Origin of the sequence: Bradyrhizobium sp. ISRA436 (assembly GCF_029910015.1) — a bacterium.
In the GTDB taxonomy this organism is placed as follows: Bacteria; Pseudomonadota; Alphaproteobacteria; order Rhizobiales; family Xanthobacteraceae; genus Bradyrhizobium.
This window is the reverse complement of the sequence record NZ_CP094519.1, coordinates 384,939-406,228: the sequence shown is the minus strand read 5'-3', so window position 1 is coordinate 406,228 and position 21,290 is coordinate 384,939. Positions and strand designations below refer to the sequence as shown.

Genomic DNA, 21,290 nt, shown 5'->3' with positions numbered 1-21,290 from the left:
CGCGATCCGGAGGCCTGCGTTCACACGAAGCGTGACGCTGACCTCCGTGACAATGATGCGCACCTTAGCGCAGTGACGTGAACGCCGCGCCGAGCATCGGACCCGGCTTGTCGCGACTGCCATCCTGGACGTACACGGCGGCAGCATCGACGCCGTCACGCGCGATGTTCTCCAGCGGCACGGTCCAGCTTCCGGACGAACCGTTCCAGTCGCCGACCTTCAGCAGATTGCGCACAACATTGTGGTAGGTGATTTCGCGGCCGCGATTCTCGCCGCGCCCGATCGAGATCGGCACCGATTTCGAGATCGAGCAGATCCACACTTCGCCACGCGACGCCGTCGGCGACCTGGACGCCGCCACCGAAACATTGATCTGCTTGCCGGTCAGCGTCATCGACACCGGCACCGACATCACGCCGGCGCTCTTGTCGGTGTCCCTGATCGCGCTCTCGATGGAGGCGCGATCGCTGCCGATCACATGCGCCGAGCCGTTGATCACGGCCTGCGGCGTGTAGACATCGCGATCGCCGCGCATATGCGAATAGGCCTTCTGGCGCGCGCTGAAACGCGCATCGGCCAGCGTATCCTTCCAGCCGAGATAATCCCAATAGTCGATCGGCATGCTCAGCGCGATGACACTGGGATCTTTGGCAAGCTCGCCGATGATCTTGTCCGCGGGCGGACAGGACGAGCATCCCTGCGAGGTAAATAGTTCGACGACAGCACGCGGATCGGCGTGAGCGGGGCGGATGATTGCGACGATTGCGCAGATACCAAGCGCGCGGGACCATCGCGAGACACGATTATAGGCCATCATCGCTGTCATACTGCGAACCAGTCGTGATGATTTCCATCCGTATTTGTACGGAGCATGGAGTTGTCCCTGAACCGCGTGCCCCAAACGCGAGAAAGCGGCCTTTTTCATAGGCCGCCTTCCCTTTAGCCGCTACTCACTAAGCAGTGAGCCACGGATCACAAATCCGCGTTAGGCGGCGAGTTTGCGCAGCACATAATGCAGGATGCCGCCGTTGCGATAGTAATCCAGCTCATCGAGCGTATCGATACGGCAGAGCAGGGGGACTTCCTTCTTGCCACCCTCGTTTGAGGTGATCTCCGCGGTCAACGTCTGACGCGGCTTCAGATCACCCTGGAGCCCGCGGATCGTGACCTTCTCGTCGCCCTTCAGGCCGAGCGAGGACCACGAGGTGCCCTCCTGGAAGGTGAGTGGAAGCACACCCATGCCGACCAGGTTGGAGCGATGGATGCGCTCGAAGCTCTGGCAGATCACCGCACGCACCCCGAGGAGGCGGGTCCCCTTCGCAGCCCAGTCGCGCGACGAGCCGTTGCCGTATTCGGCGCCGGCGAACACCACCAGCGGCACGCCGTCGTGCTGGTACTTCATCGCCGCGTCGTAGATCGACATCTGCTCGCCGTCGGGCCAGTGCTTGGTCAATCCGCCTTCCGGAATATTTCCGTCGGCGCCCTTCAGCATGAAGTTCTTGATGCGGATGTTGGCGAAGGTGCCGCGCATCATCACTTCATGGTTGCCGCGGCGTGTGCCGTACTGGTTGAAGTCGGCGGGGCGCACCTGGTGTTCACTCAGGAACTTGCCGGCGGGCGAGGTCAGCTTGATCGAACCGGCCGGCGAGATGTGGTCGGTCGTGATCTTGTCGCCGAACATCGCAAGGATCCGCGCGTCGACCACGTCGGTGATCGGATCGGGCTCCTTCTTCATGCCTTCGAAGTAAGGCGGGTTCTGCACATAGGTCGAGCTCATGTTCCAGCGATAAGTCTCGCTTTCGGTGGTCTTGATCTTGCGCCAGTTGGTATCGCCCTTGAACACGTCGGCGTACTTCTTCTTGAAGATCGTCGCCGTGACGTACCTCTTCATGAAGGCGTTGATCTCTTTCGCCGTCGGCCAGATGTCCTTCAGGAACACCGGCTTGCCGTCCTTGCCGATGCCGAGCGGCTCGACCGCGAGATCCTTGGTGACGGTGCCGGCGAGCGCATGCGCGACCACCAGCGGCGGCGAGGCGAGATAGTTCGCCTGCACGTCCGGCGAGACGCGGCCTTCGAAGTTGCGGTTGCCCGACAGCACGGCAGCGGCAACGATGCCGTTTTCGTTGATCGACTTCGAAATCTCCTCCGGCAGCGGCCCGGAATTGCCGATGCAGGTCGTGCAGCCGAAGCCGACCAGGTTGAAGCCGACCTTGTCGAGATCCTTCTGCAGGCCGGAATTGGCGAGATATTCGGCAACCACCTGGCTGCCCGGCGCGAGCGAGGTCTTCACCCACGGCTTGGCCTTCAGGCCCTTGGCGGCCGCGTTGCGCGCCAACAGGCCGGCGCCGATCAGCACGCTCGGGTTCGAGGTGTTGGTGCAGGAGGTGATCGCGGCGATCACGACGTCGCCATGGCCGAGATCGAAATCGCGACCCTCGACTGCGAAGCGCTTCGATTCACTATCGGGCTTCTTGTACTCGTTGACCAGCGAGGTAGCGAAGCCGGACGCGACCGCCGGCAGCGCGATGCGGCCTTCGGGACGCTTCGGCCCGGCCATCGACGGCACGACGTCGCCGAGATCCAGCGTGAGCGTGGTGGTGAACACCGGATCGGCCGACTTGGCGGTACGGAACAGGCCCTGCGCCTTGGCGTAGGACTGGACCAGCTTGACGCGATCGGCCTTGCGGCCCGAGGTCTTCAGATAGTCGATGGCCGCGGCGTCGACCGGGAAGAAACCGCAGGTCGCGCCGTATTCGGGCGCCATGTTGCCGATGGTCGCCTTGTCCGCGACCGAGAGATAGTCGAGGCCGGGACCGAAGAACTCGACGAACTTGCCGACCACACCCTGCTTGCGAAGCATCTGGGTGACCGTGAGCACGAGGTCGGTCGCGGTGACGCCTTCCTTGAGCTGGCCCTTGAGCTTGAAGCCGACGACTTCCGGCAGCAGCATCGACAGCGGCTGGCCGAGCATGCAGGCCTCGGCCTCGATGCCGCCGACGCCCCAGCCGAGCACGGCGAGGCCGTTAACCATCGTGGTGTGCGAGTCGGTGCCGACAAGCGAGTCGGGATAAGCGACCTCGAAGGTGCCGGTCTTCTTGCCGACCGTCATCTTCTCCTTCTTGGTCCACACCGTCTGCGCCAGATATTCGAGATTGACCTGGTGGCAGATGCCGGTGCCGGGCGGCACCACCGAGAAATTCGAGAACGCCTTCTGGCCCCACTTCAGGAACTCGTAGCGCTCCTGGTTCTGCTTGTATTCCTCGACCACGTTCTTTGCGAACGCCTTGTTGTCGCCGAAGAAGTTGACGATCACCGAGTGGTCGATGACGAGATCGACCGGCACCAGCGGATTGATCTTCTCGGCATCGCCACCAAGCTTCTGCATCGCGTTGCGCATTGCTGCGAGATCGACCACGGCCGGAACGCCTGTGAAGTCCTGCATCAGCACGCGCGCCGGACGGAAGGCGATTTCATGCTCGAGTTGGCGCTTCCTCAGCCACTTCGACACCGCGACGATGTCGTCCTTCTTGACGGTGCGGCCGTCCTCGTTGCGCAGCAGGTTCTCCAGCAGAACCTTCATCGAGTATGGCAGCTTCGAAATGCCCTTCAGTCCGTTCTTCTCTGCCTGAGGCAGGCTGTAATAGACGTAGGTCTTGCCACCGACCTTCATGGTCTTGCGGCATTTGAAGCTGTCGAGCGAGGTCATGCGAGGAATCCCAATTCTCAGTTATACCCAGGAAAGGTATTTGAACACCGTCGACCGCGCCGGCCGTGAGGATCGGCCTGATGGCTTGCGGCCGCCGACTGTGTGTGCTGCATCAAGTTCCGGGCTTATAGAATCTTTCTAGAAGCACCGCCACATCGACAAGCGTGCGACAGCGTTGCGCGACCCAAAAATTCTCACGCGGTAGCCAAAGATTTCAGAGGGCTGTGACAAGGAGAAACATGCGGCTCTCGGGACGAAATCTGAAATGCGTACGTGGCGGTCGCGAGGTATTTTCCGGCCTGGATTTTTCGGCCTCCTCCGGCGAGGTCATCGCCGTCACAGGCCCGAACGGCTCAGGCAAGACGTCACTGCTGCGCGTCATTGCGGGGCTGCTGGTTCCCGCCGAGGGCGCGATCGCACTGGAAGGCGGCGAGGCCGAGCTGAGCCTGCCCGAGCAGGCCCATTATCTCGGCCACCGCGACGCGCTGAAGCCGGCGCTCAGCGTGCTTGAAAATCTGTCGTTCTGGCGCGAGTTCCTCGGCGGCAAGCCGGAGGATGCCAAACAGTGCCTCGCCGCCGTGGCGCTGGATCACGCCGCACATCTGCCGGCCGCCTATCTTTCCGCCGGCCAGCGCCGCCGCCTGTCGGTCGCACGCCTGCTCTCGGTGCGGCGGCCGGTCTGGCTGCTCGACGAGCCGACGTCAGCGCTGGATGCGGCCGGTCAGGAGTTGTTTGTCGGATTGATGCGCGATCATCTCGGCGGCGGCGGGATCATCATGGCCGCGACCCACATGCCGCTCGGACTCGAATCACGCCACCTGCGGATGGGAGGCGTCCAATGAGCGCCCTCGCCGCGTTGATCCGCCGCGATATCAAGATCGCGTTGCGCGTCGGCGGCGGTGCGCTGATCGGCGTGCTGTTCTTCCTCACCGTCACGGTGCTAATGCCGTTCGCGGTGGGACCGGATCTCGCGCTGCTGTCGCGGCTCGGCCCGGCGATCCTATGGCTCGGCGCGCTGCTGGCGAGCCTGCTCACCCTCGATCGCCTGTTCATGGCCGACCACGACGACGGCTCGCTCGACCTCATCGTGATGAGCCGGACGCCGCTGGAACTCGCCTGCGCGGCCAAGGCATTGGCGCATTGGCTCGCCGCCGGCCTGCCGCTGATCGTGGCAACGCCTGTGCTCGGCCTGCTGCTCAATCTCGACGGCGCCGCGACGTTGGCGGTCGCACTCACGCTGCTCGCGGGAACGCCAGCGCTGACTTTCACCGGCATGATCGGCGCGGCATTGGCCGTGACGCTGCATCGCGGCGGACTGTTGCTGGCGGTGCTGGTGCTGCCGCTATCGATTCCGGTGCTGATTTTCGGCGTGGCGGCCTCTCAGGCGGCGATATCGGGGCCCCTCTCGTTCGGAACGCCGTTCTCGATCCTTTGCGCGCTGTCGCTCGTCAGCTTCGTAATCGGCCCATTTGCTGCGGCCGCGAGCCTGCGGCACGGGCTGGACTGAGGTTGCGTCCGATCAATTCTTGACGAGGGGAATTCGGCCAATTGCCTGCGACACATCAGACGATTATCAGGGTGCCATGACGCTGATCGACCTTGCCAACCCGACCAGGTTTCTGGCGCTGACCGCACGCATCCTGCCGTGGCTGGCGGGCGCGACCGCGATCCTGCTCGCGATCGGCCTCTATCAATCGGCCATGGCGCCCGACGACTACCAGCAGGGCGCCACGGTGAAGATCATGTTCATCCATGTGCCGAACGCCTGGCTGTCGATGTTCGTCTGGAGCGTCATGAGCGTCGCCGCGCTCGGCACCTTGGTGTGGCGCCATCCGCTGGCGGATGTCGCGGCCAAGGCCGCAGCACCGATCGGTGCCGCCTTCACCTTTCTCGCGCTGGTTACCGGCTCGCTCTGGGGCCGGCCGATGTGGGGCACCTATTGGGAGTGGGATGCGCGGCTGACCTCGGTGCTGATCCTGTTCCTGATGTATCTCGGCCTGATGGCGCTGTGGCGCGCGGTGGAGGATCCCTCGCGGGCAGCGCGGGCGGCGGCGGTCCTCACTTTGGTCGGTGCGATCAATATCCCGATCATCAAGTTCTCGGTCGATTGGTGGAACACGCTGCATCAGCCGGCCTCCGTGTTCCGGATGGGCGGGCCGACGCTCGACAAGGCGTTCCTGTGGCCGCTGCTGGTGATGGCGCTCGCCTTCTCGCTCTTGTTCGTCACGCTGCATCTGGCGGCGATGCGCAACGAGATCCTGCGCCGCCGCGTGCGCAGCTTGCAGATGATGCAAGCCAGCCGCATAGCGTTTACGAGCGAAGTGGGCACCGGTTCGCGTGAAGAAAACGCGTCAAAAGAAATTGGGGCGGCCTGACCATGTCGCTCGGACCCTACGCCCCCTTCATCGTGACGTCCTACGCGGTGGTCACGGCGGTCGTGCTGCTGTTGATCATCTGGATCGCCGCCGACTATCGCCGGCAACAGGCGCGCCTGAAGGAGATCGAGGCCAGCGGCGTGACACGCCGCTCGGGCCGCAGCGCTGGAGATGTCCGATGAGCGAGCAGGCGACGGACTCCCCACCGCAGGGCCGGCGCTGGCTGGTGGCGTTGCCGCTGATCATCTTCCTCGGTCTTGCCGGCCTGTTCCTGTTGCGGCTCTATGGCGACGATCCCTCGAAGATTCCGTCGGCGCTGATCGGCCGGCCCGCGCCGCAGACCCCGCTGCCCGCGCTCGACGGCCTGGTGAAGGACGGCGCACCTGTGCCGGGCCTTGACCCCACCGTGTTCAAGGGCAAGGTCAGCGTGGTCAATGTCTGGGCGTCCTGGTGCGTGCCCTGCCACGACGAGGCGCCGCTGCTGACCGACCTCGGCAAGGACAAGCGCTTCCAGATCATCGGCATCAACTACAAGGACGCGCCCGACAACGCCCGGCGCTTCCTCGGCCGCTACGGCAATCCATTCGGCATCGTCGGCGTCGACGGCAACGGCCGCGCCTCGATCGAATGGGGCGTCTACGGCGTGCCCGAGACCTTCGTGGTCGGGCGCGAGGGCAAGATCGTCTACAAGCTGGTCGGCCCGGTGACCCCGGACAACGTCAACACCGTGCTCAAAGCCGAGATCGAGAAGGCGCTCGCGGCGGGCAGCTAGCCCTTCCGCACATCGCCCGCCTCGGCTTCGCTGGCCTCCAGCGAGACCGGCTCGAGGTGGTAGCGCTTGGTCAGTGGCATCTGGGCGATGGCGAAGATCATGGTCAGCGGCGTCACGCCGAAGACCTTGAAGTTCACCCAGAAATCCGTGGTCTGCGTGCGCCAGACGATCTCGTTCAGGATCGCCATGCCGGCGAAGAACAGCGCCCAGCGCAGCGTGAGGATGCGCCAGCCCTTCGGCGTCAGGTTGAACATCTGGTCGAACATGACGGCGATGAAGGAGCGGCCGAACAGCAACCCTCCGCCGAGCACCGCCGCGAACAGGCCGTAGATGATGGTCGGCTTGACCTTGATGAAGGTCTCGTCGTGCAGCACCAGCGTCAGCGTGCCGAACACCAGCACGATCACCCCGGTCACCAGCGCCATGATCGGCACGTGCTTGGTCACCACGTAGGAAGCGATCATCGCCGCAACGATCGCGACCATGAACGCGCCGGTCGCGACAAACAGATGGTACTTTGCGTTGGCGACAAAGAACACGAGCAGCGGCCCGAGCTCGGTGGCGAGTTTGAACAGCGGATGCGGCTGGGTCTTGTCCATCACCTAACCTTTGTTGCCGTCATCACCCGCGAAGGCGGGTGATCCAGTACTCCGAGAGGTCTCGATTCCAGTGAGCGGCGCGGCGTACTGGATGCCCCGCCTTCGCGGGGCATGACGAAAACCTAAGTTTCAATTCCGGCGATCGCCTTGGCAAAATCCTTCGCCGTGAAGGGCGCGAGGTCCTCGACGCCTTCGCCGACGCCGATGAAATGCACCGGCAGCTTGTGCTTCTCCGACAGCGCGACCAGGATGCCGCCACGCGCGGTACCATCGAGCTTGGTCATCACCAGGCCGGTGACGCCCGCCGTACGATGAAACGCCTCGACCTGCGACAGCGCATTTTGTCCCACCGTGGCATCGAGCACCAGCAGCACCGCGTGCGGCGCCGTCGCATCGACCTTCCTGATGACGCGCACGACCTTCTCGAGCTCGTTCATCAGCTCGGACTTGTTCTGCAGCCGACCGGCGGTGTCGATCAGCAGTACGTCGCGCTGCTGCTCCTTCGCCGCGGTCAGCGCGCTGAAGGCGAGGCTCGCCGAATCCGATCCCTGCGCGCCGGCGATGACCGGCGACTTGGTGCGCTCGCCCCAGACTTTCAGCTGCTCGATCGCCGCGGCACGGAACGTGTCGCCGGCGGCGAGCATCACCTTGCGGCCCTCGGCGGAGAATTTCGCGGCGAGCTTGCCGATCGTGGTGGTCTTGCCGGACCCGTTGACGCCGACGACGAGGATGACGAACGGCTGCTTCGAGGTGTCGATCTCGAGCGACTTCGCCACCGGCGACAGCACCTTCTCGACCTCGGTTGCGACCACCTCCTTCACCTCGTCGGCGGAGATCGCCTTGTCGTAGCGTCCCTTGCCCACTGCATCCGCGATGCGCACGGCGACCTCGGTGCCGAGATCGGCGCGCAGCAGCACATCCTCGATGTCGTCGAGCATGGCGCGATCGAGCTTGCGTTTGATGACGAGATCGGCGACTGCCGTCCCGAGCGCACCGGAGGTCCGCTTCAGGCCGCTCTTCAGCCGCTGCCACCAGCTCAGTTTTGGAGTTCCCGGAGTATCGTTCATGGTGCAGGTGTGTTAGCCGTTTCGCCTCGCAAACGAAAGTCTCGACCAATTGATCGATGTTCCCTCTTTGAGCGCGGATGAAATCCTGGCGCGGGTGCTCCACCGCGACGGGTTGATGCTGGTCATCGACAAGCCGGCCGGGTTGCCGGTGCATCGCGGCCCCAAGGGCGGGCCCAATCTGGAGGCGTCGTTCGACGCGCTGCGATTCGGCCTGCCGCGGCCGCCGGTCCTGGCGCACCGACTCGACAAGGACACCTCCGGCTGCCTGGTGCTGGGACGCCACCGCAAGGCGACCGCCTCGCTCGGATTGCTGTTCAAGCATGGCAAGATCTCGAAGACCTATTGGACCGTGGTCGAGGGCGGCCCTGCTGAAGACGAGGGCACCATCGACCTGCCGCTCGGCAGGCTCAACGCGGAGCGCGGCTGGTGGCAGAAGCCGGACCCGGACGGACAGAAGGCCGTCACCAACTGGAAGGTGTTGGGCCGCGGCGAGGGCCTCACCTGGCTCGCGATGGAGCCGGTCACCGGCCGCACCCATCAGCTTCGGGTGCATTCCGCCGCCGCGGGCTGGCCGATTGTCGGCGACAATATCTACGGCAACGGCCCGCGCTTCGGCGAGCCGATCCTGCACCTGCACTCCCGCGAGATCGAAATCCCGATCTCCAGGAACAAGGAGCCGGTGCAGGTGGTCGCGCCGGCGCCGGCGCACATGCGTGAGCGGCTCAAGGCCTGCGGCTGGAACGGGCAGTGATCGTTGCGCTGGCGGATCTTGCGGCGACAGCAGGAACCCAAAACGACTGCAACTGTCGTTATTGCAGGAACGCGCGCCCGATGACCGGCTCCGCGAAGGCTTCGACGGCGAGTTTCTGATTCAACTGTCAAACAGCTTGCTCAGTGTCATCACCCGCGCATGCGGGTGATCCAGTATTCCAGAGACGTCAGGGCTTGATTGAGAGGCCGCGGCGTACTGGATGCCCCGCATGCGCGGGGCATGACAGCCGGGAGGATGCAAGCGCGCATTCTCGCGACATGATTTGCCCGAGTTTTGCTCTTCATTTCGCCCCTCTTGAGCAGAGGGCGCAGGGAAAGCCGGGTGCCGATCGCACCCATGGGCCCGGTGCAACAAAAAAAGCACCGGGGGTAGGACCACAGGCGAGACCGAAGAACACTCCGGCTTTCCCTGCGCGATGGTTTACGGCTTACTTCGTGCTCTCCCCGGCGAGACTTGGCTTTTTTGTCACCGTCTTCAGCAAGAGACGCTCATCCCTTGCGAAGAGACACCTGCCACTGGGGCGTCGAGACCACACGACTTCGCCGTCCGCTTCATGCGCACTCGTCAGTTGCGCCTTCCGCGTCCACCGCATCTCGCCCCAACACTCGTGACGATCGCGAAGCGCCCCTCAAGCGGGGTGAGATGGGTCAATTCATACACTGAGTTGCAATTCTGTAAAACAGAAATTTTTTTCGCGCGAGGGCTTGCGCCGTCGGACAAATCAGTGATTGCACGCAAGGGAGGCACCGGCGAAAGGGTTCCCTCTCCCCTTGCGGGGTCCGAGGCGAGCGAAGCTCGCTCTCGAGGTTAGGAAGAGGGGTGCCACACGACGCGCCCTCTCCGCATTCGTCATGACGGCAAGCGACCACAATTTGCGAGGGTGCTGCCCGCATCGACTATCTCAGCCCGCGGCTTACCCCTCTCCCCACCCTCCCCCGCAAGGGGGGAGGGTGCCTGAGCAATGTGCTCCCCTTACCGTCATTTCGGGACGACGCGCAGCGTCAAGCCCGGAATCCATTTCACCATGGAGCGTGCGGCTCGATGAATTCCCGGCTTGCGCCAGGAGCCGCGCGCCGTCGTGACCGGTCATCATAAGCCGCCGCACCAGGCCCGGCACATCGCCGTCGATCGCGACGGGCAGGAAGTGCTCGGTGCGGCCCTGCCGGGCGCTTTCGATCAGCACGTCGCGCGTGGCGCCGACCTCCGCCGCCAGCCGCCGGGGCAGCGCGGCCTCGCCTGCCGCACGCAGGCGTTTCGCGCGCTCCTTGATGGCGCCGCCGTCGACCTGCGGCATTCGCGCGGCCGGCGTCCCCGGACGCCTGGAATAGGGGAAGACGTGCAGGAAGGTGAGATCGCATTCCTCGACCAGATCGAGCGAGCGCGAGAACATCTCCTCCGTCTCGGTCGGGAAGCCCGCGATGATGTCGGCGCCGAAAGCGATGTCCGGCCGCAGCCGGCGCACCTGCGCGCAGAAATCGATCGCGTCCTTTCGCGAATGCCGGCGTTTCATCCGCTTGAGGATCATGTCGTCACCGGATTGCAGCGACAGATGCAGATGCGGCATCAGCCGGGCATCGTCGGCGATGACGTTAAGCAGATCGCGGTCGGCTTCGATCGAGTCGATCGAAGAGATGCGCAGCCGCTTCAGCTCGGGCACATGGCGCAGGATCTGCCGCGCCAATTGGCCGAGCTTGGGTGTAGCAGGCAGATCGGCGCCGTAGCTCGTGAGATCGACGCCGGTCAGCACGATCTCGACGTGGCCGCGCGCGACCAGCGTGCGGACCTGATCGACCACAGCCCCCATCGGCACCGAGCGCGAATTGCCGCGGCCATAGGGGATGATGCAGAAGGTGCAGCGATGGTCGCAGCCGTTCTGCACCTGCACGAACACCCGCGGCAAGCCACGCTCGAAGCCGTCGAGCAGGTGCGGCGCCATCTCCGTCACCGCCATGATGTCGGCAACGGCGACCTTCTCGCTTGCGCCGATGTCGAACGCTGCGCGCGTCGCGCGCCAGGCCTCGCCGCGCATCTTCTCGTCATTGCCGACGACGCGATCGACCTCTGCCATGCCGGCGAACATCTGGCCTTGCGTCTGTGCCGCGCAGCCGGTGACGACGATGCGCGCCGCCGGGCGTTCGCGCTTCAACTTGCGGATCGATTGCCGGGCCTGCGCCACCGCCTCGTTGGTGACGGCACAGCTATTGATGACGATGGTGTCGGCAAGACCCGCCTGCTCCGCCTCGCGGCGAATCACTTCGGACTCGAACGCGTTGAGGCGGCAGCCGAAGGTGACGACGTCGACGCCCATGATTGTCAGGCCGCACCGGCGAACAGCGCCGGATCGAAGCGGCCCTCATATTCGAAATCGGCCGTGCCGGTCATCAACACGTGATCGTCGCGCTCGCGCCACTCGATGCCGAGCTTGCCGCCCGGCAGCGTCATCTCGACGATACGGTTGGCGCGCTTCAGCCGGGCCGCGGCGACCGCCGTGGCGCAAGCCGCCGAGCCGCACGCCTTGGTGAGACCCGCGGCGCGCTCCCAGGTGCGAATCGTGATGTGGTCGCGGTCGACGATATGAGCGAGTGTGATGTTGGCGCGCTCCGGGAAGATCGGATGATTTTCCAGCAGCGGTCCGAACCGCTCGAGGTCATAGGCGTTGACGTCCTCGACCCAGAAGATCGCATGAGGATTGCCCATGCTGACCACCGAGGGTGAGTGCAGCACCGGATTGTCGATCGGCCCGACCTGCAGCTCGATATAGCGGGTGTCACGGAATTCCTCCGCGAGCGGAATGTCCTGCCAGCCAAACTTCGGCGCGCCCATGTCCACGGTGTAGAGATCGGGCGCGGGGCCCTGCCAGCAATTGAGCAGGCCGGCGCGGGTCTCGAACGTCGCCGTGGTCTGGCCGGTGGTCTCGAACACGCGTCGCACCACGCAGCGCATGCCGTTGCCGCAGGCGCCGGCCTCCGAGCCGTCATTGTTGAAGATCGTAATGAACGCCTCGGTGCCCTGCAGCCGCGGCGGCTGCAGCACCATAAGCTGGTCATAGGGCACACCGCCGGAGGGCGACGCCACCGCGCGCGCTTCCTCCGCCGAAACCCGCGCTTTGGAATCGCGCAGGTCGACGACAACGATCTCGTTGCCGATGCCGTTCATCTTGGCGAATGCGTGGTTGGCGAGCGCACTCATGGATTTTCCCAATTTCTGCCCGCTTATATGGCGAGTGGTGGCTGAAAGGCCAGCATCGAAGATGCCTATGACGCATCTGTCATGGGACGAAAGCGGAACTTGCGTGTTAGGAATATCGCACCTCGCGGACCGTGCGCCGGGACAGATCGAGCGGCCGTTTTGAGGATGGGGATGGAGAATACCGAATGAACCGTATCAGCACGCTTCGCGCGGCCCTGGTCGCGCTGCTGCCTTTGGCCGCGATCGTTCTGGCAAGCCCGGCGCCCGCCCAGTCGCCGGTGGCCACGCCCGCACCCGCGGCGAGCCCGGCACCAACCCCCGCGCCGTCGGCGACCTCGGTCGCACCCGCGACCCCGGTCGCACCGGCGACCCCGGTCCCGCCGCCGGCCGAGACCAAATCGCCGGCTGACAGCCCCGCCGCGTCCCAGACTCCAGCGCCGCCACCGGCTGCGCCGGTGCAGACCGCCGACCCGTTCGGCGAGCCGATCACGCTGGAGCCGAAGAAGGTCGTCATGCTGAAGGGCACCGCCAACTGGGATTCGGCCTTCGATACCCTGATCGATGCCTTCAAGACCCTCACCGCGCTGCTCGACAAGCAGAGCGTCAGGGCATCAGGCAATCCGATGATCGTCTACACCTCGACCGACGACACCGGCTTCACCTTCATCGCCGAGATTCCGGTCGATCAGGACGTGAAGAACCTGGGCAAGAACATGAGCATGGGCAATTCACCCGAGGGCAAGTCGCTGAAGTTCGTGCATCGCGGCTCCTACGACAACATGGACAACACCTATGAGGCGATCACCAATCACCTCGACGACAAGAAGCTCGAAGCCAAGGACACCTTCATCGAAGAATATATGACAGATCCCCTGAAGACCGCCGAAGACAAGCTTGTGATCAACGTCTACGTACCCCTGAAGTGAGCCAGATGACCCATCGCCTGCCCTTCGCTGCCACCCTGATCGCGACCACGCTGCTGGCTGCGCCCGCACTGGCCGACAATGACTTTCCGCCGGCGATTTCGGTCACCGGCGAGGCGACCGTCTCCGCCCCGCCGGACCAGGCGCAGCTTGACGCGGGCGTCACCACTGACGCCAAGACCGCACGCGAGGCCGCCGAGGCCAACAATGTCACGATGGGCAAGGTGCTGGCCGCGCTGAAAGGCGCCGGGATCGCGGAGAAGGATTATCAGACGTCACGGCTGTCGCTGCAGCCGCAATTCGCCAACCGTCCGGCGCCGTCCCCGGCCACGCCGCCGAGCATCGTCGGCTATCACGCGAGCAACCGCGTCACGATCAAGCTGCACGATGTGAGCAAGGTCGCGGGGATCATCGATGTGCTGGTCGGCGCCGGTGCCAATGACATCGGCGGGCTCAGTTTCTCGGTATCGCAGGCCTCGAAGCTGCGCGATGAGGCGCGTGAAAAGGCCATCGCCGACGCCCGACGCAAAGCGGAGATTTACGCCAAGGCCGCGGGCGTCACGCTCGGAGCACCCCTGGATATCGCGGAAGTCGGCTCGGCGCCGGGACCGACGTTCCGCGCCAGGATGGCCACGGCCGGGTTCGCGGCACCGACGCCGGTCGCGCAGGGCGAAGAAACACTCACGGTCAATGTGAGCGTCTCCTGGGCGATCAAGGAGAAGTAGGCGTAACCGTCACTGCGAGCGGAGCGAAGCAATCCACCCGTCAGCGAGAGGAAAGATGGATTGCTTCGTCGCGGAGCCTGTCATCGGGCGCGCATGCGCGCGACCCGTTGGCTCCTCGCAATGACGGCTCGAGCGGGATGATTTAAGATCGAAACGAGCGGCCGCCTCTCCTTCACCTCGCCCCGCCTGCGGGGAGAGGTCGGATCGCATCGCAAGATGCGATCCGGGTGAGGGAAGCTTCCCCAGACCGTCTGCGCGGAGAGGGCGCCTCACCCCAACCCTCTCCCCGTAAGAACGGGGCGAGGGGGCGCAGTCTCTTCGCAGTTGCAGTTCGACTTACTCTCATCCCGCTCTAGATCTCGAACACCTGCCCGGGCTTCAACGCTGCGAATTTTTCGCGCGGCACTTTTGCCGCGTCCAGCGCTTTACCGAGCGCGATCAGCGGCGCGTCGATCGCCTCATCGGTCAACTGGAATGTGCCGTGGTGGTGCGCCAGCGCCTGTTCCGCGCCGCAATCGGCGAGCGCCTGTACGGCATCTTCCGGGTTCATGTGCTGGTCGCGCATGAACCAGCGCGGCTCGTAGGCGCCGATGGGCAGGATCGCGAGCCGCAACGGGCCGTGCGCCTCGGCGACGCGCCGGAAATGCCGCCCGTCGCCGTAACCGGAATCGCAGACGATGTAGAGCTTGCCGGCCGGCGTCTCCAGCACGAAGCTCGCCCACAGCGCCCTGTTGCGATCGAACAGGCCGCGCGCCGACCAGTGCCGCGTCGGCACCAGGGTCACGGCAAGGCCGTTACCGAGCTCGACGCGCTGATGCCAGTCGAACGCTTCAGCCTTGATCGCGGCATCGGCCTCACGCATGGTGATGTCGTTGCCGAGCGGCGTCACCACGCGGGGGCCGAACGTCTTGGCGAGCTTCGACAGCGTCGCGACGTCGAGATGATCGTAGTGGCCGTGCGACACCAGCACGACATCGATCCTGGGCAGCTTCTGGAAGGCAATGCCGGGATCATTGTGCCGCTTCGGCCCGGCAAAGCGGAACGGCGAAGCGCGCATCGACCACACGGGGTCGACCAGGATGTTGAGGCCTCCGGTCTGGATCAGCCAGCTTGCATGCCCGACGAAGCATAACCGCACCTTGCCGCCATCGACGCGGGGCGGCGGCGTATCGGCGTAGGGGCTCGGGACCCAATCGGGCCAGACGAAGCGCTGCCGGCCGCCGCCGAATTGCCAGCGCAGCAACTCGCCGAGCGCCTTCGGTGGCGCGCCGTCGGGATCGAAGAAACACCGGCCGTCAAAATGATCGGAGATGGGGCCGTCATAGGTTTTCATTGATGAGATCCAGATGGATGGAACACCGATCGCCGCGGCGGCGCCGGTCAGGGTAGCGAGAAGACGGCGACGGGTAATGGCAAGTGGGGTTCCGAAATGGCCAGATGGGCGGCCCCGTCTATATGGGTGGCGCCGCCGGATTCGGAACCCGCGCAAGAAAATGACGTATTTTCATAGCCTTACTGTTTGCATCGAGCCGCCGACGGGCAAACTTTCCTTGACTTTTCGCCCCCGGCAGCGTTTAACGCGGCCACTTTCTCGGAAAGATCCGTCTTTTCGACCCGCCGACCGGTCCTGGAGGCCGGAGGTCAACGCCCGACAGCGCGATGCGCCCTCGGGCGCGAAAGTGTTTGGACCATCGTCTTGGCACGGTGCCAGGGCAGACTATGTCGTCATCACCCGCGAAAGCGGGTGATCCAGTATTCCAGGGCGTATCGGATTGAACCGAGATGCTGCGGCGTACTGGATACCCCGCCTTCGCGGGGTATGACGGGAAGCGAATGAAGCGAGCGCTCACGAGCGCAACGAAGGACAACGGCATTGTTCGACAATCTGTCGGAAAGGCTTGGTGGCATTCTCGATCGTCTGACGGGGCGCGGTGCGCTGACCGAAAAGGACGTCGATGCCGCGATGCGCGAGGTGCGCCGCGCGCTGCTCGAAGCCGACGTCGCGCTCGAAGTGGTCCGCAGTTTCACCGAGAGGGTCCGCGAGCAGGCGATCGGCGCCACCGTCGTCAAGTCGGTGACACCCGGCCAGATGGTGGTGAAGATCGTCCATGACGAGCTCGTCGCCACGCTCGGCTCCGATGGCCAGACCATCGACATCAACACGGTGCCCCCGGTTCCGATCATGATGGTCGGTCTGCAGGGCTCCGGTAAGACCACCACCACCGCGAAGCTCGCCCGCCGCATGGTCCAGCGCGACAAGCGCAAGGTGCTGATGGCCTCGCTCGACGTCTATCGTCCGGCGGCGATGGAGCAGCTCGCCGTGCTCGGCCGCGATCTCGACATCCCGACGCTGCCGATCGTTACCGGGCAGATGCCGCCGCAGATCGCCCGGCGCGCGCTCGAAGCCGGCAAGCTCGGCGGCTACGACGTCGTGCTGCTCGACACCGCCGGCCGCACCACGCTCGACGAAGAGATGATGAAGGAGGCGGCCGAGATCAAAGCCGCCGCCAATCCGCACGAAGTGCTGCTGGTCGCGGACTCCCTCACCGGCCAGGACGCGGTCAACCTGGCGCGCTCATTCGACCAGCGCGTCGGCCTCACCGGCATCGTGCTGACCCGTGTCGACGGCGACGGCCGCGGCGGCGCGGCGCTCTCGATGCGCGCGGTCACCGGCAAGCCGATCAAGCTGATCGGCACCGGCGAAAAGACCGATGCGCTGGAGGACTTCCACCCGAGCCGCATCGCCGGCCGCATCCTCGGCATGGGCGACGTCGTCTCGCTGGTCGAGAAGGCGGCCGCCAACATCGACGCCGAGAAGGCCGCGCGCACCGCCGAGCGCATGCGCAAGGGTCAGTTCGACCTCAACGACATGCGCGAGCAATTGCAGCAGATGGCGAATATGGGCGGCATCGGCGGCCTGATGGGCATGATGCCCGGCATCGCCAAGATGAAGAACCAGATCGCCGCGGCCGGCATCGACGACAGGATCATCAAGCGCCAGGTCGCGATCATCGATTCGATGACGCGGCAGGAGCGCAAGAACCCGGACATCCTGAAGGCGAGCCGAAAGAAGCGTATCGCGGCCGGCGCCGGCCAGAGCGTCGAGCACGTCAACAAGCTCCTGAAGATGCACCGGAACATGGCCGACATGATGAAGGCCATGGGCTCCGGCAAGCGCGGCCCGCTCGCCGGCATCGCGCAGGCGATGGGCTTTGGCGGCGGCATGAAGCCGCCCTCGCCCGAGGAGATGAAGGCGCTCGCCGAGAAGATGCAGGGCGGCGCCGGTGGCGGCCTGCCGAACCTGCCGAAGGATTTACCCGCCGGCCTGCGCGGCGGCCTGCCGAATCTGCCGGGACTGACCGGCCTCAGCGGCAAGCCGACGCTGCCGGGCCTCGGCGGCTTCCCGGGCAAGAAGAAATGAGCAATTCGTCGCGACGGTTCGCATGCGGCCTGCGCGACGCGGAATGCCAATCAAACGAACACATCGTATTTTGAAGGAGAACTAAATGTCCGTTGTTATCCGCCTCGCTCGCGCAGGCACCAAGAAGCGTCCGGTCTATCACGTCGTCGTCGCCGACTCGCGCTTCCCGCGCGATGGCCGCTTCATCGAGCGTCTCGGCCACTTCAATCCGCTGCTGCCGAAGGACAGCGAGGCGCGCCTGAAGCTCGACATGGACAAGGTGAAGGCCTGGCTCGCCAAGGGCGCGCAGCCGTCGGATCGCGTGACCCGTTTTCTCGACGCCGCCGGCGTCGTGAAGCGCAAGGCGCGCAACAACCCCGAGAAGGCCGTGCCGCGCAAGGAGCGCAAGGCGCAGGCTGAAGCCGCCGCCAAGGCATAAGCTGAACGGCGACCGCGGTGGCTGCACCGGTCTGCGTCGCCCGTATCGGCGCTGCGCATGGCGTGCGCGGCGCCGTCAGGCTATGGACCTTCACCGAAGACCCGCTGGCCGTGCAGGATTACGGCCCGCTGCTGACCAAGGACGGCACACGCCAGTTCGAGGTCACGCATGTGCGCGAGGCCAAGGACCATCTGGTGGTGACGCTGAAGGGCGTCGCCACGCGTGACGAGGCCGAGCGGCTTAACGGCCTCGAACTGTATGTCCCGCGCGACCGGCTGCCCGAGACCGACGACGGCGAGTATTACCACACCGACCTGATCGGGCTTGCCGCGGTGACGACCGCGGAGCAGCCGCTCGGCAAGGTAATCGCCATCCATAATTTCGGCGCCGGCGACATCATCGAGATCGCCCCGCCGCAAGGCGCGACGATACTGCTTCCCTTCACCAATGCCGTGGTGCCGACCGTCGATCTCGCCGGCGGACGCGTGGTGATCGAGCTGCCGCAGGAAATCGACGGCGACGATCCGTCGGCGGCGTGACGAAACTCCCGCCGGCTGGCACTGTCCCGGTTTAATCATACATGGACTGTTGCGACGATGAGTCCCGGGTCCTGCCTCCCTTGCCCGGGACGAGCAACGGGAACGCACCACAATGACAAGCACGCACAAGGCCTGGCGGCTGCACGCACACAATGATCTCCGCTTCGATGACGTCCCGACGCCGAAGCCCGCGCCCGACGGCGTCGTCGTCAGCATCGAAGCCGGCATGGTGCTGTCCTACACCAACAAGCTGCTGTCGGGTGCGCTGCCCTACAGCCTGCCGCCGATGCCGTTCGTGCCCGGCACCAACGCGATCGCGCGTGTCGTCGCGGCCGGTGAGAACGTGACGCATGTGCAAAGCGGCGACCGCGTGTTCCTGAGCCCGCATCTGCGCGGCGACGTGCCGGACCGCGATCCGCCGCAGATCCTGATCGGCCTCACCGCGACGGTGACGACGCCGGAGGCGCTGGCGCTGCAGGCGCGCTGGCGCGACGGCGTGTTCGCGGAAACAGCGCATTGGCCGGCCGCCTGCGTGACGCCGCTCGCCAATCTCGACGACAGGCCGGCAACCGAGCTGATCGGGCTGGCGAAGCTGATCGTGCCATTCGGCGGATTGCAGCGCTCCGGCCTGCGCGGCGGCCAAACCATCATCATCAACGGCGCGACCGGCTATTTCGGTTCGGGCGCCGTGATGCTCGCGGTCGCGATGGGTGCGGGCCGCGTCGTTGCGGTCGGACGCAAGCAGGCGATGCTCGAGCAATTGCGCGATGCCTTCGGACCGCGCGTCGTTCCGGCTATCGTCACCGGCGATGCTGCCAGCGACCTGCCGGTCATCCGCCGCGCCGCGGGCGGCACCGCTGACGCGGCGCTCGATCTGCTCGGCGCCGCCAAGAGCACATCGACGACTTTGTCGTGCCTGCGCGCGCTGCGTCGTGGCGGCCGGATGGTGCTGATGGGCAGCGCCGAGGTGCCGCTCGAGCTCTCCTTCCGCGAGATGCTCGCCAACGACTGGGAGGTGGTCGGGCAGTTCATGTATGACCGGACCGCGCCGGGACAGCTTGCCGGCCTCGCCGCCGAAGGCCTGCTGGATCTGCGCAAGATCAACGTCGCGACCTTCAAGCTCGCCGACTTACGCCGCGCCGTAGACGCTGCCGCGATGATGCAGAGTCTCGACCTCACGGCCGTGGTGCCGTAACCAGAGGCCATGACATCCCACTCCGCACCCTGGCGCGCGACCGTGCTGACCCTGTTCCCGGACATGTTTCCGGGGCCGCTTGGCGTGAGCCTGGCCGGACGGGCGCTGGCCAGCGGCCTGTGGGCGCTGGAGGCGCGTGACATCCGCGCCTCGGCCACCGACAAGCACCGCAGCGTCGACGACACGCCAGCCGGCGGCGGCCCGGGCATGGTGCTGCGCGCCGATGTACTGGCCGCCGCGATCGATGCCGCGGCGATAGCGGCGGAGCGGCCGCGGCTCCTGATGAGCCCGCGCGGTCGGCCATTGACCCAGGCAGAGGTCATTGAGCTTGCGGCGGGACCCGGCCCCCTGATCGTCTGTGGCCGCTTCGAGGGCATCGACCAGCGCGTGATCGAGGCGCGGGCGCTGGAGGAGGTCTCGATCGGCGATTACGTGCTGTCGGGCGGCGAAATCGCCGCGATGGCGCTGATCGACGCCTGCGTCCGGCTGTTGCCGGGGGTGATGGGGAAGCAGGCCTCCGGAACCGATGAAAGCTTCTCCGAAGGACTACTGGAATACCCGCAATACACCCGCCCGCAGGAGTTCGAGGGGCGGCCGATCCCGGAAATCCTCGTTTCCGGCGATCACGCCAAGGTTGCGGCGTGGCGTCTGGCCCAATCCGAGGCCCTGACCCAGGCCCGGCGGCCGGACCTCTGGGCCAGAAGGGCCGGCCAAAAAGCCGCATCCGGGCGGACAAAAAGCACGACAGACGGGTGACAAACCCTGTGCTTTGCCTTATAGGAGCGCGCAAATCCGCACACGCGCAGGATAGATGGACGTTTGCGCAGCCCGCCAAAGGCTGGGCGCGCCGCCGATGGAGATTTCAATGAACCTTATTCAGCAGCTCGAAAAAGAGCAGTTCGACAAGCTCTCCGCCACCAAGGAGATCCCGGAATTCGCACCCGGCGATACCGTCATCGTCAACGTGAAGGTGGTCGAAGGCGAACGCACCCGCGTGCAGGCCTATGAGGGCGTCTGCATCGGCCGCTCCGGCTCGGGCCTCAACGAGAGCTTCACCGTGCGCAAGATATCCTACGGCGAAGGCGTCGAGCGCGTCTTCCCGGTGATGTCGCCGATGATCGACTCGATCAAGGTGGTCCGTCGCGGCAAGGTGCGTCGCGCCAAGCTCTATTATCTGCGCAGCCTGCGCGGCAAGTCGGCCCGCATCGTCGAGAAGCAGGACCGCGCCGCTGCCGTCAACGAGTGACCGATCCCGCAGGGGGTGTGATCAAAAGCGCGGGCTCACCCCGCGCTTTTTTGTTGCGGCATACCTATCTGGTGGACAGCCCCAACTCGTCATGCGCGGGCGCCTGTCCCCGACCTGATCGGGGATGACCCGCGCATCCATCATCATGAGAACGCCGTGCTCAGGATCGATGGATTGCCGGGCCAAGCCCGGCAATGACGACAAGGGCGCCCCGCGCATCGATTGATTGTCGCAGGGCTTTGCCCTGTGTTAGAAATTTAGAATGGTTCCGGATCAAGCTAGCCAGCCCTGCCAGCGCGTCGTGATCGACGATCGCTCGCGGCTGCCCGGCCGGTTTTTCGGA

The 21,290-nt window shown here is 65.2% G+C and carries 21 protein-coding genes; 14 read left to right on the top strand and 7 right to left on the bottom strand.

Annotation, left to right across the window (positions count from 1 at the left end):
• Nucleotides 1–64: 64 nt before the first annotated feature.
• Together MTX23_RS01985 and acnA are read right to left on the bottom strand one after the other, a co-directional pair.
• Nucleotides 65–826, bottom strand: a complete 762-nt coding sequence (locus MTX23_RS01985) for a DUF1223 domain-containing protein (protein ID WP_280974978.1) — start codon at nt 824–826, stop codon at nt 65–67.
• Between the two features lie 159 nt (nt 827–985).
• Nucleotides 986–3,706 (bottom strand): aconitate hydratase AcnA, encoded by a 2,721-nt coding sequence (gene acnA, locus MTX23_RS01980; protein WP_280974977.1) that lies wholly within the window; start codon nt 3,704–3,706, stop codon nt 986–988.
• Between the two features lie 239 nt (nt 3,707–3,945).
• Between acnA and ccmA the strand changes: the two genes are divergently transcribed.
• The 5 genes from ccmA to MTX23_RS01955 all read left to right on the top strand — a co-directional run bounded on the left by ccmA (nt 3,946) and on the right by MTX23_RS01955 (nt 6,853).
• Nucleotides 3,946–4,548, top strand: a complete 603-nt coding sequence (ccmA, locus tag MTX23_RS01975) for a heme ABC exporter ATP-binding protein CcmA (RefSeq protein WP_280974976.1) — start codon at nt 3,946–3,948, stop codon at nt 4,546–4,548.
• Complete coding sequence (gene ccmB / locus MTX23_RS01970; protein ID WP_280974975.1) at nt 4,545–5,213, top strand: heme exporter protein CcmB; 669 nt, start codon at nt 4,545–4,547, stop codon at nt 5,211–5,213. Before ccmA ends, ccmB begins: the two co-directional genes overlap by 4 nt.
• A 76-nt stretch (nt 5,214–5,289) precedes the next feature.
• Nucleotides 5,290–6,081, top strand: coding sequence for a heme ABC transporter permease (locus tag MTX23_RS01965; protein WP_280974974.1), 792 nt, complete (start codon nt 5,290–5,292; stop codon nt 6,079–6,081).
• A gap of 2 nt (nt 6,082–6,083) precedes the next feature.
• Nucleotides 6,084–6,263 (top strand): heme exporter protein CcmD, encoded by a 180-nt coding sequence (gene ccmD, locus MTX23_RS01960; RefSeq protein WP_280974973.1) that lies wholly within the window; start codon nt 6,084–6,086, stop codon nt 6,261–6,263.
• Entirely contained in the window at nt 6,260–6,853 is a 594-nt protein-coding gene (locus tag MTX23_RS01955; RefSeq protein ID WP_280974972.1) for a DsbE family thiol:disulfide interchange protein, read from the top strand. Before ccmD ends, MTX23_RS01955 begins: the two co-directional genes overlap by 4 nt.
• On the opposite strand, the gene MTX23_RS01950 is transcribed toward MTX23_RS01955, so the two are convergent.
• Both MTX23_RS01950 and ftsY read right to left on the bottom strand, forming a co-directional pair.
• Nucleotides 6,850–7,452 (bottom strand): septation protein A, encoded by a 603-nt coding sequence (locus MTX23_RS01950; protein WP_280974971.1) that lies wholly within the window; start codon nt 7,450–7,452, stop codon nt 6,850–6,852. The two genes, MTX23_RS01955 and MTX23_RS01950, sit on opposite strands and share 4 nt — an antisense overlap.
• A gap of 122 nt (nt 7,453–7,574) precedes the next feature.
• On the bottom strand, nt 7,575–8,519 hold the full coding sequence (gene ftsY / locus MTX23_RS01945; RefSeq protein WP_280974970.1) for a signal recognition particle-docking protein FtsY: 945 nt from the start codon (nt 8,517–8,519) through the stop codon (nt 7,575–7,577).
• Nucleotides 8,520–8,568: 49 nt separating this feature from the next.
• Here ftsY and MTX23_RS01940 point away from each other — a divergent pair, with 49 nt between their 5' ends.
• Entirely contained in the window at nt 8,569–9,270 is a 702-nt protein-coding gene (locus MTX23_RS01940) for an RNA pseudouridine synthase (RefSeq protein WP_280974969.1), read from the top strand.
• A gap of 934 nt (nt 9,271–10,204) precedes the next feature.
• On the opposite strand, the gene mtaB is transcribed toward MTX23_RS01940, so the two are convergent.
• Nucleotides 10,205–11,599, bottom strand: a complete 1,395-nt coding sequence (gene mtaB, locus MTX23_RS01935; RefSeq protein WP_280974968.1) for a tRNA (N(6)-L-threonylcarbamoyladenosine(37)-C(2))-methylthiotransferase MtaB — start codon at nt 11,597–11,599, stop codon at nt 10,205–10,207.
• A gap of 5 nt (nt 11,600–11,604) precedes the next feature.
• Nucleotides 11,605–12,480: a diaminopimelate epimerase gene (gene dapF / locus MTX23_RS01930; RefSeq protein ID WP_280974967.1), complete on the bottom strand. Its 876-nt coding sequence runs from the start codon at nt 12,478–12,480 to the stop codon at nt 11,605–11,607.
• Between the two features lie 185 nt (nt 12,481–12,665).
• Here dapF and MTX23_RS01925 point away from each other — a divergent pair, with 185 nt between their 5' ends.
• Together MTX23_RS01925 and MTX23_RS01920 are read left to right on the top strand one after the other, a co-directional pair.
• Nucleotides 12,666–13,406, top strand: a complete 741-nt coding sequence (locus tag MTX23_RS01925; RefSeq protein WP_280974966.1) for a GyrI-like domain-containing protein — start codon at nt 12,666–12,668, stop codon at nt 13,404–13,406.
• Nucleotides 13,407–13,411: 5 nt separating this feature from the next.
• A complete protein-coding gene (locus tag MTX23_RS01920; protein ID WP_280974965.1) occupies nt 13,412–14,128 on the top strand; it encodes an SIMPL domain-containing protein in 717 nt (238 codons plus the stop codon).
• 352 nt (nt 14,129–14,480) lie between these two features.
• Here MTX23_RS01920 and MTX23_RS01915 read toward each other — a convergent pair whose 3' ends face one another.
• The gene (locus tag MTX23_RS01915) at nt 14,481–15,461 is read right to left on the bottom strand and encodes an MBL fold metallo-hydrolase (protein WP_280974964.1); all 981 of its coding nucleotides are present in this window, start codon (nt 15,459–15,461) and stop codon (nt 14,481–14,483) included.
• A 540-nt stretch (nt 15,462–16,001) separates the two neighbouring features.
• Here MTX23_RS01915 and ffh point away from each other — a divergent pair.
• The 6 genes from ffh (at nt 16,002) to rplS (ending at nt 20,947) form a co-directional block, all read left to right on the top strand.
• On the top strand, nt 16,002–17,549 hold the full coding sequence (gene ffh, locus MTX23_RS01910) for a signal recognition particle protein (protein ID WP_280974963.1): 1,548 nt from the start codon (nt 16,002–16,004) through the stop codon (nt 17,547–17,549).
• A gap of 85 nt (nt 17,550–17,634) precedes the next feature.
• Nucleotides 17,635–17,967, top strand: coding sequence for a 30S ribosomal protein S16 (rpsP, locus tag MTX23_RS01905; RefSeq protein ID WP_280974962.1), 333 nt, complete (start codon nt 17,635–17,637; stop codon nt 17,965–17,967).
• 17 nt (nt 17,968–17,984) lie between these two features.
• Nucleotides 17,985–18,506: a ribosome maturation factor RimM gene (gene rimM / locus MTX23_RS01900; RefSeq protein WP_280974961.1), complete on the top strand. Its 522-nt coding sequence runs from the start codon at nt 17,985–17,987 to the stop codon at nt 18,504–18,506.
• A 112-nt stretch (nt 18,507–18,618) separates the two neighbouring features.
• Nucleotides 18,619–19,701, top strand: a complete 1,083-nt coding sequence (locus tag MTX23_RS01895) for a zinc-binding alcohol dehydrogenase family protein (RefSeq protein ID WP_280974960.1) — start codon at nt 18,619–18,621, stop codon at nt 19,699–19,701.
• Nucleotides 19,702–19,710: 9 nt separating this feature from the next.
• Nucleotides 19,711–20,457, top strand: a complete 747-nt coding sequence (gene trmD, locus MTX23_RS01890) for a tRNA (guanosine(37)-N1)-methyltransferase TrmD (RefSeq protein ID WP_280974959.1) — start codon at nt 19,711–19,713, stop codon at nt 20,455–20,457.
• Between the two features lie 109 nt (nt 20,458–20,566).
• Nucleotides 20,567–20,947, top strand: coding sequence for a 50S ribosomal protein L19 (rplS, locus tag MTX23_RS01885; RefSeq protein ID WP_280974958.1), 381 nt, complete (start codon nt 20,567–20,569; stop codon nt 20,945–20,947).
• Nucleotides 20,948–21,290: the final 343 nt, after the last annotated feature.

Excerpts from the sequence above, each read along its gene's own strand:
- trmD (WP_280974959.1), top strand. The coding sequence starts at position 19,711 with ATGACATCCCACTCCGCACCCTGGCGCGCGACCGTGCTGACCCTGTTC.
- acnA (WP_280974977.1), bottom strand. The coding sequence starts at position 3,706 with ATGACCTCGCTCGACAGCTTCAAATGCCGCAAGACCATGAAGGTCGGT.
- MTX23_RS01965 (WP_280974974.1), top strand. The coding sequence starts at position 5,290 with ATGACGCTGATCGACCTTGCCAACCCGACCAGGTTTCTGGCGCTGACC.
- ftsY (WP_280974970.1), bottom strand. The coding sequence starts at position 8,519 with ATGAACGATACTCCGGGAACTCCAAAACTGAGCTGGTGGCAGCGGCTG.
- MTX23_RS01925 (WP_280974966.1), top strand. The coding sequence starts at position 12,666 with ATGAACCGTATCAGCACGCTTCGCGCGGCCCTGGTCGCGCTGCTGCCT.
- mtaB (WP_280974968.1), bottom strand. The coding sequence starts at position 11,599 with ATGGGCGTCGACGTCGTCACCTTCGGCTGCCGCCTCAACGCGTTCGAG.
- MTX23_RS01955 (WP_280974972.1), top strand. The coding sequence starts at position 6,260 with ATGAGCGAGCAGGCGACGGACTCCCCACCGCAGGGCCGGCGCTGGCTG.
- rplS (WP_280974958.1), top strand. The coding sequence starts at position 20,567 with ATGAACCTTATTCAGCAGCTCGAAAAAGAGCAGTTCGACAAGCTCTCC.
- ccmD (WP_280974973.1), top strand. The coding sequence starts at position 6,084 with ATGTCGCTCGGACCCTACGCCCCCTTCATCGTGACGTCCTACGCGGTG.
- MTX23_RS01895 (WP_280974960.1), top strand. The coding sequence starts at position 18,619 with ATGACAAGCACGCACAAGGCCTGGCGGCTGCACGCACACAATGATCTC.
- rpsP (WP_280974962.1), top strand. The coding sequence starts at position 17,635 with ATGTCCGTTGTTATCCGCCTCGCTCGCGCAGGCACCAAGAAGCGTCCG.
- MTX23_RS01920 (WP_280974965.1), top strand. The coding sequence starts at position 13,412 with ATGACCCATCGCCTGCCCTTCGCTGCCACCCTGATCGCGACCACGCTG.
- MTX23_RS01950 (WP_280974971.1), bottom strand. The coding sequence starts at position 7,452 with ATGGACAAGACCCAGCCGCATCCGCTGTTCAAACTCGCCACCGAGCTC.
- MTX23_RS01985 (WP_280974978.1), bottom strand. The coding sequence starts at position 826 with ATGACAGCGATGATGGCCTATAATCGTGTCTCGCGATGGTCCCGCGCG.
- ccmA (WP_280974976.1), top strand. The coding sequence starts at position 3,946 with ATGCGGCTCTCGGGACGAAATCTGAAATGCGTACGTGGCGGTCGCGAG.
- ccmB (WP_280974975.1), top strand. The coding sequence starts at position 4,545 with ATGAGCGCCCTCGCCGCGTTGATCCGCCGCGATATCAAGATCGCGTTG.
- MTX23_RS01915 (WP_280974964.1), bottom strand. The coding sequence starts at position 15,461 with ATGAAAACCTATGACGGCCCCATCTCCGATCATTTTGACGGCCGGTGT.
- dapF (WP_280974967.1), bottom strand. The coding sequence starts at position 12,480 with ATGAGTGCGCTCGCCAACCACGCATTCGCCAAGATGAACGGCATCGGC.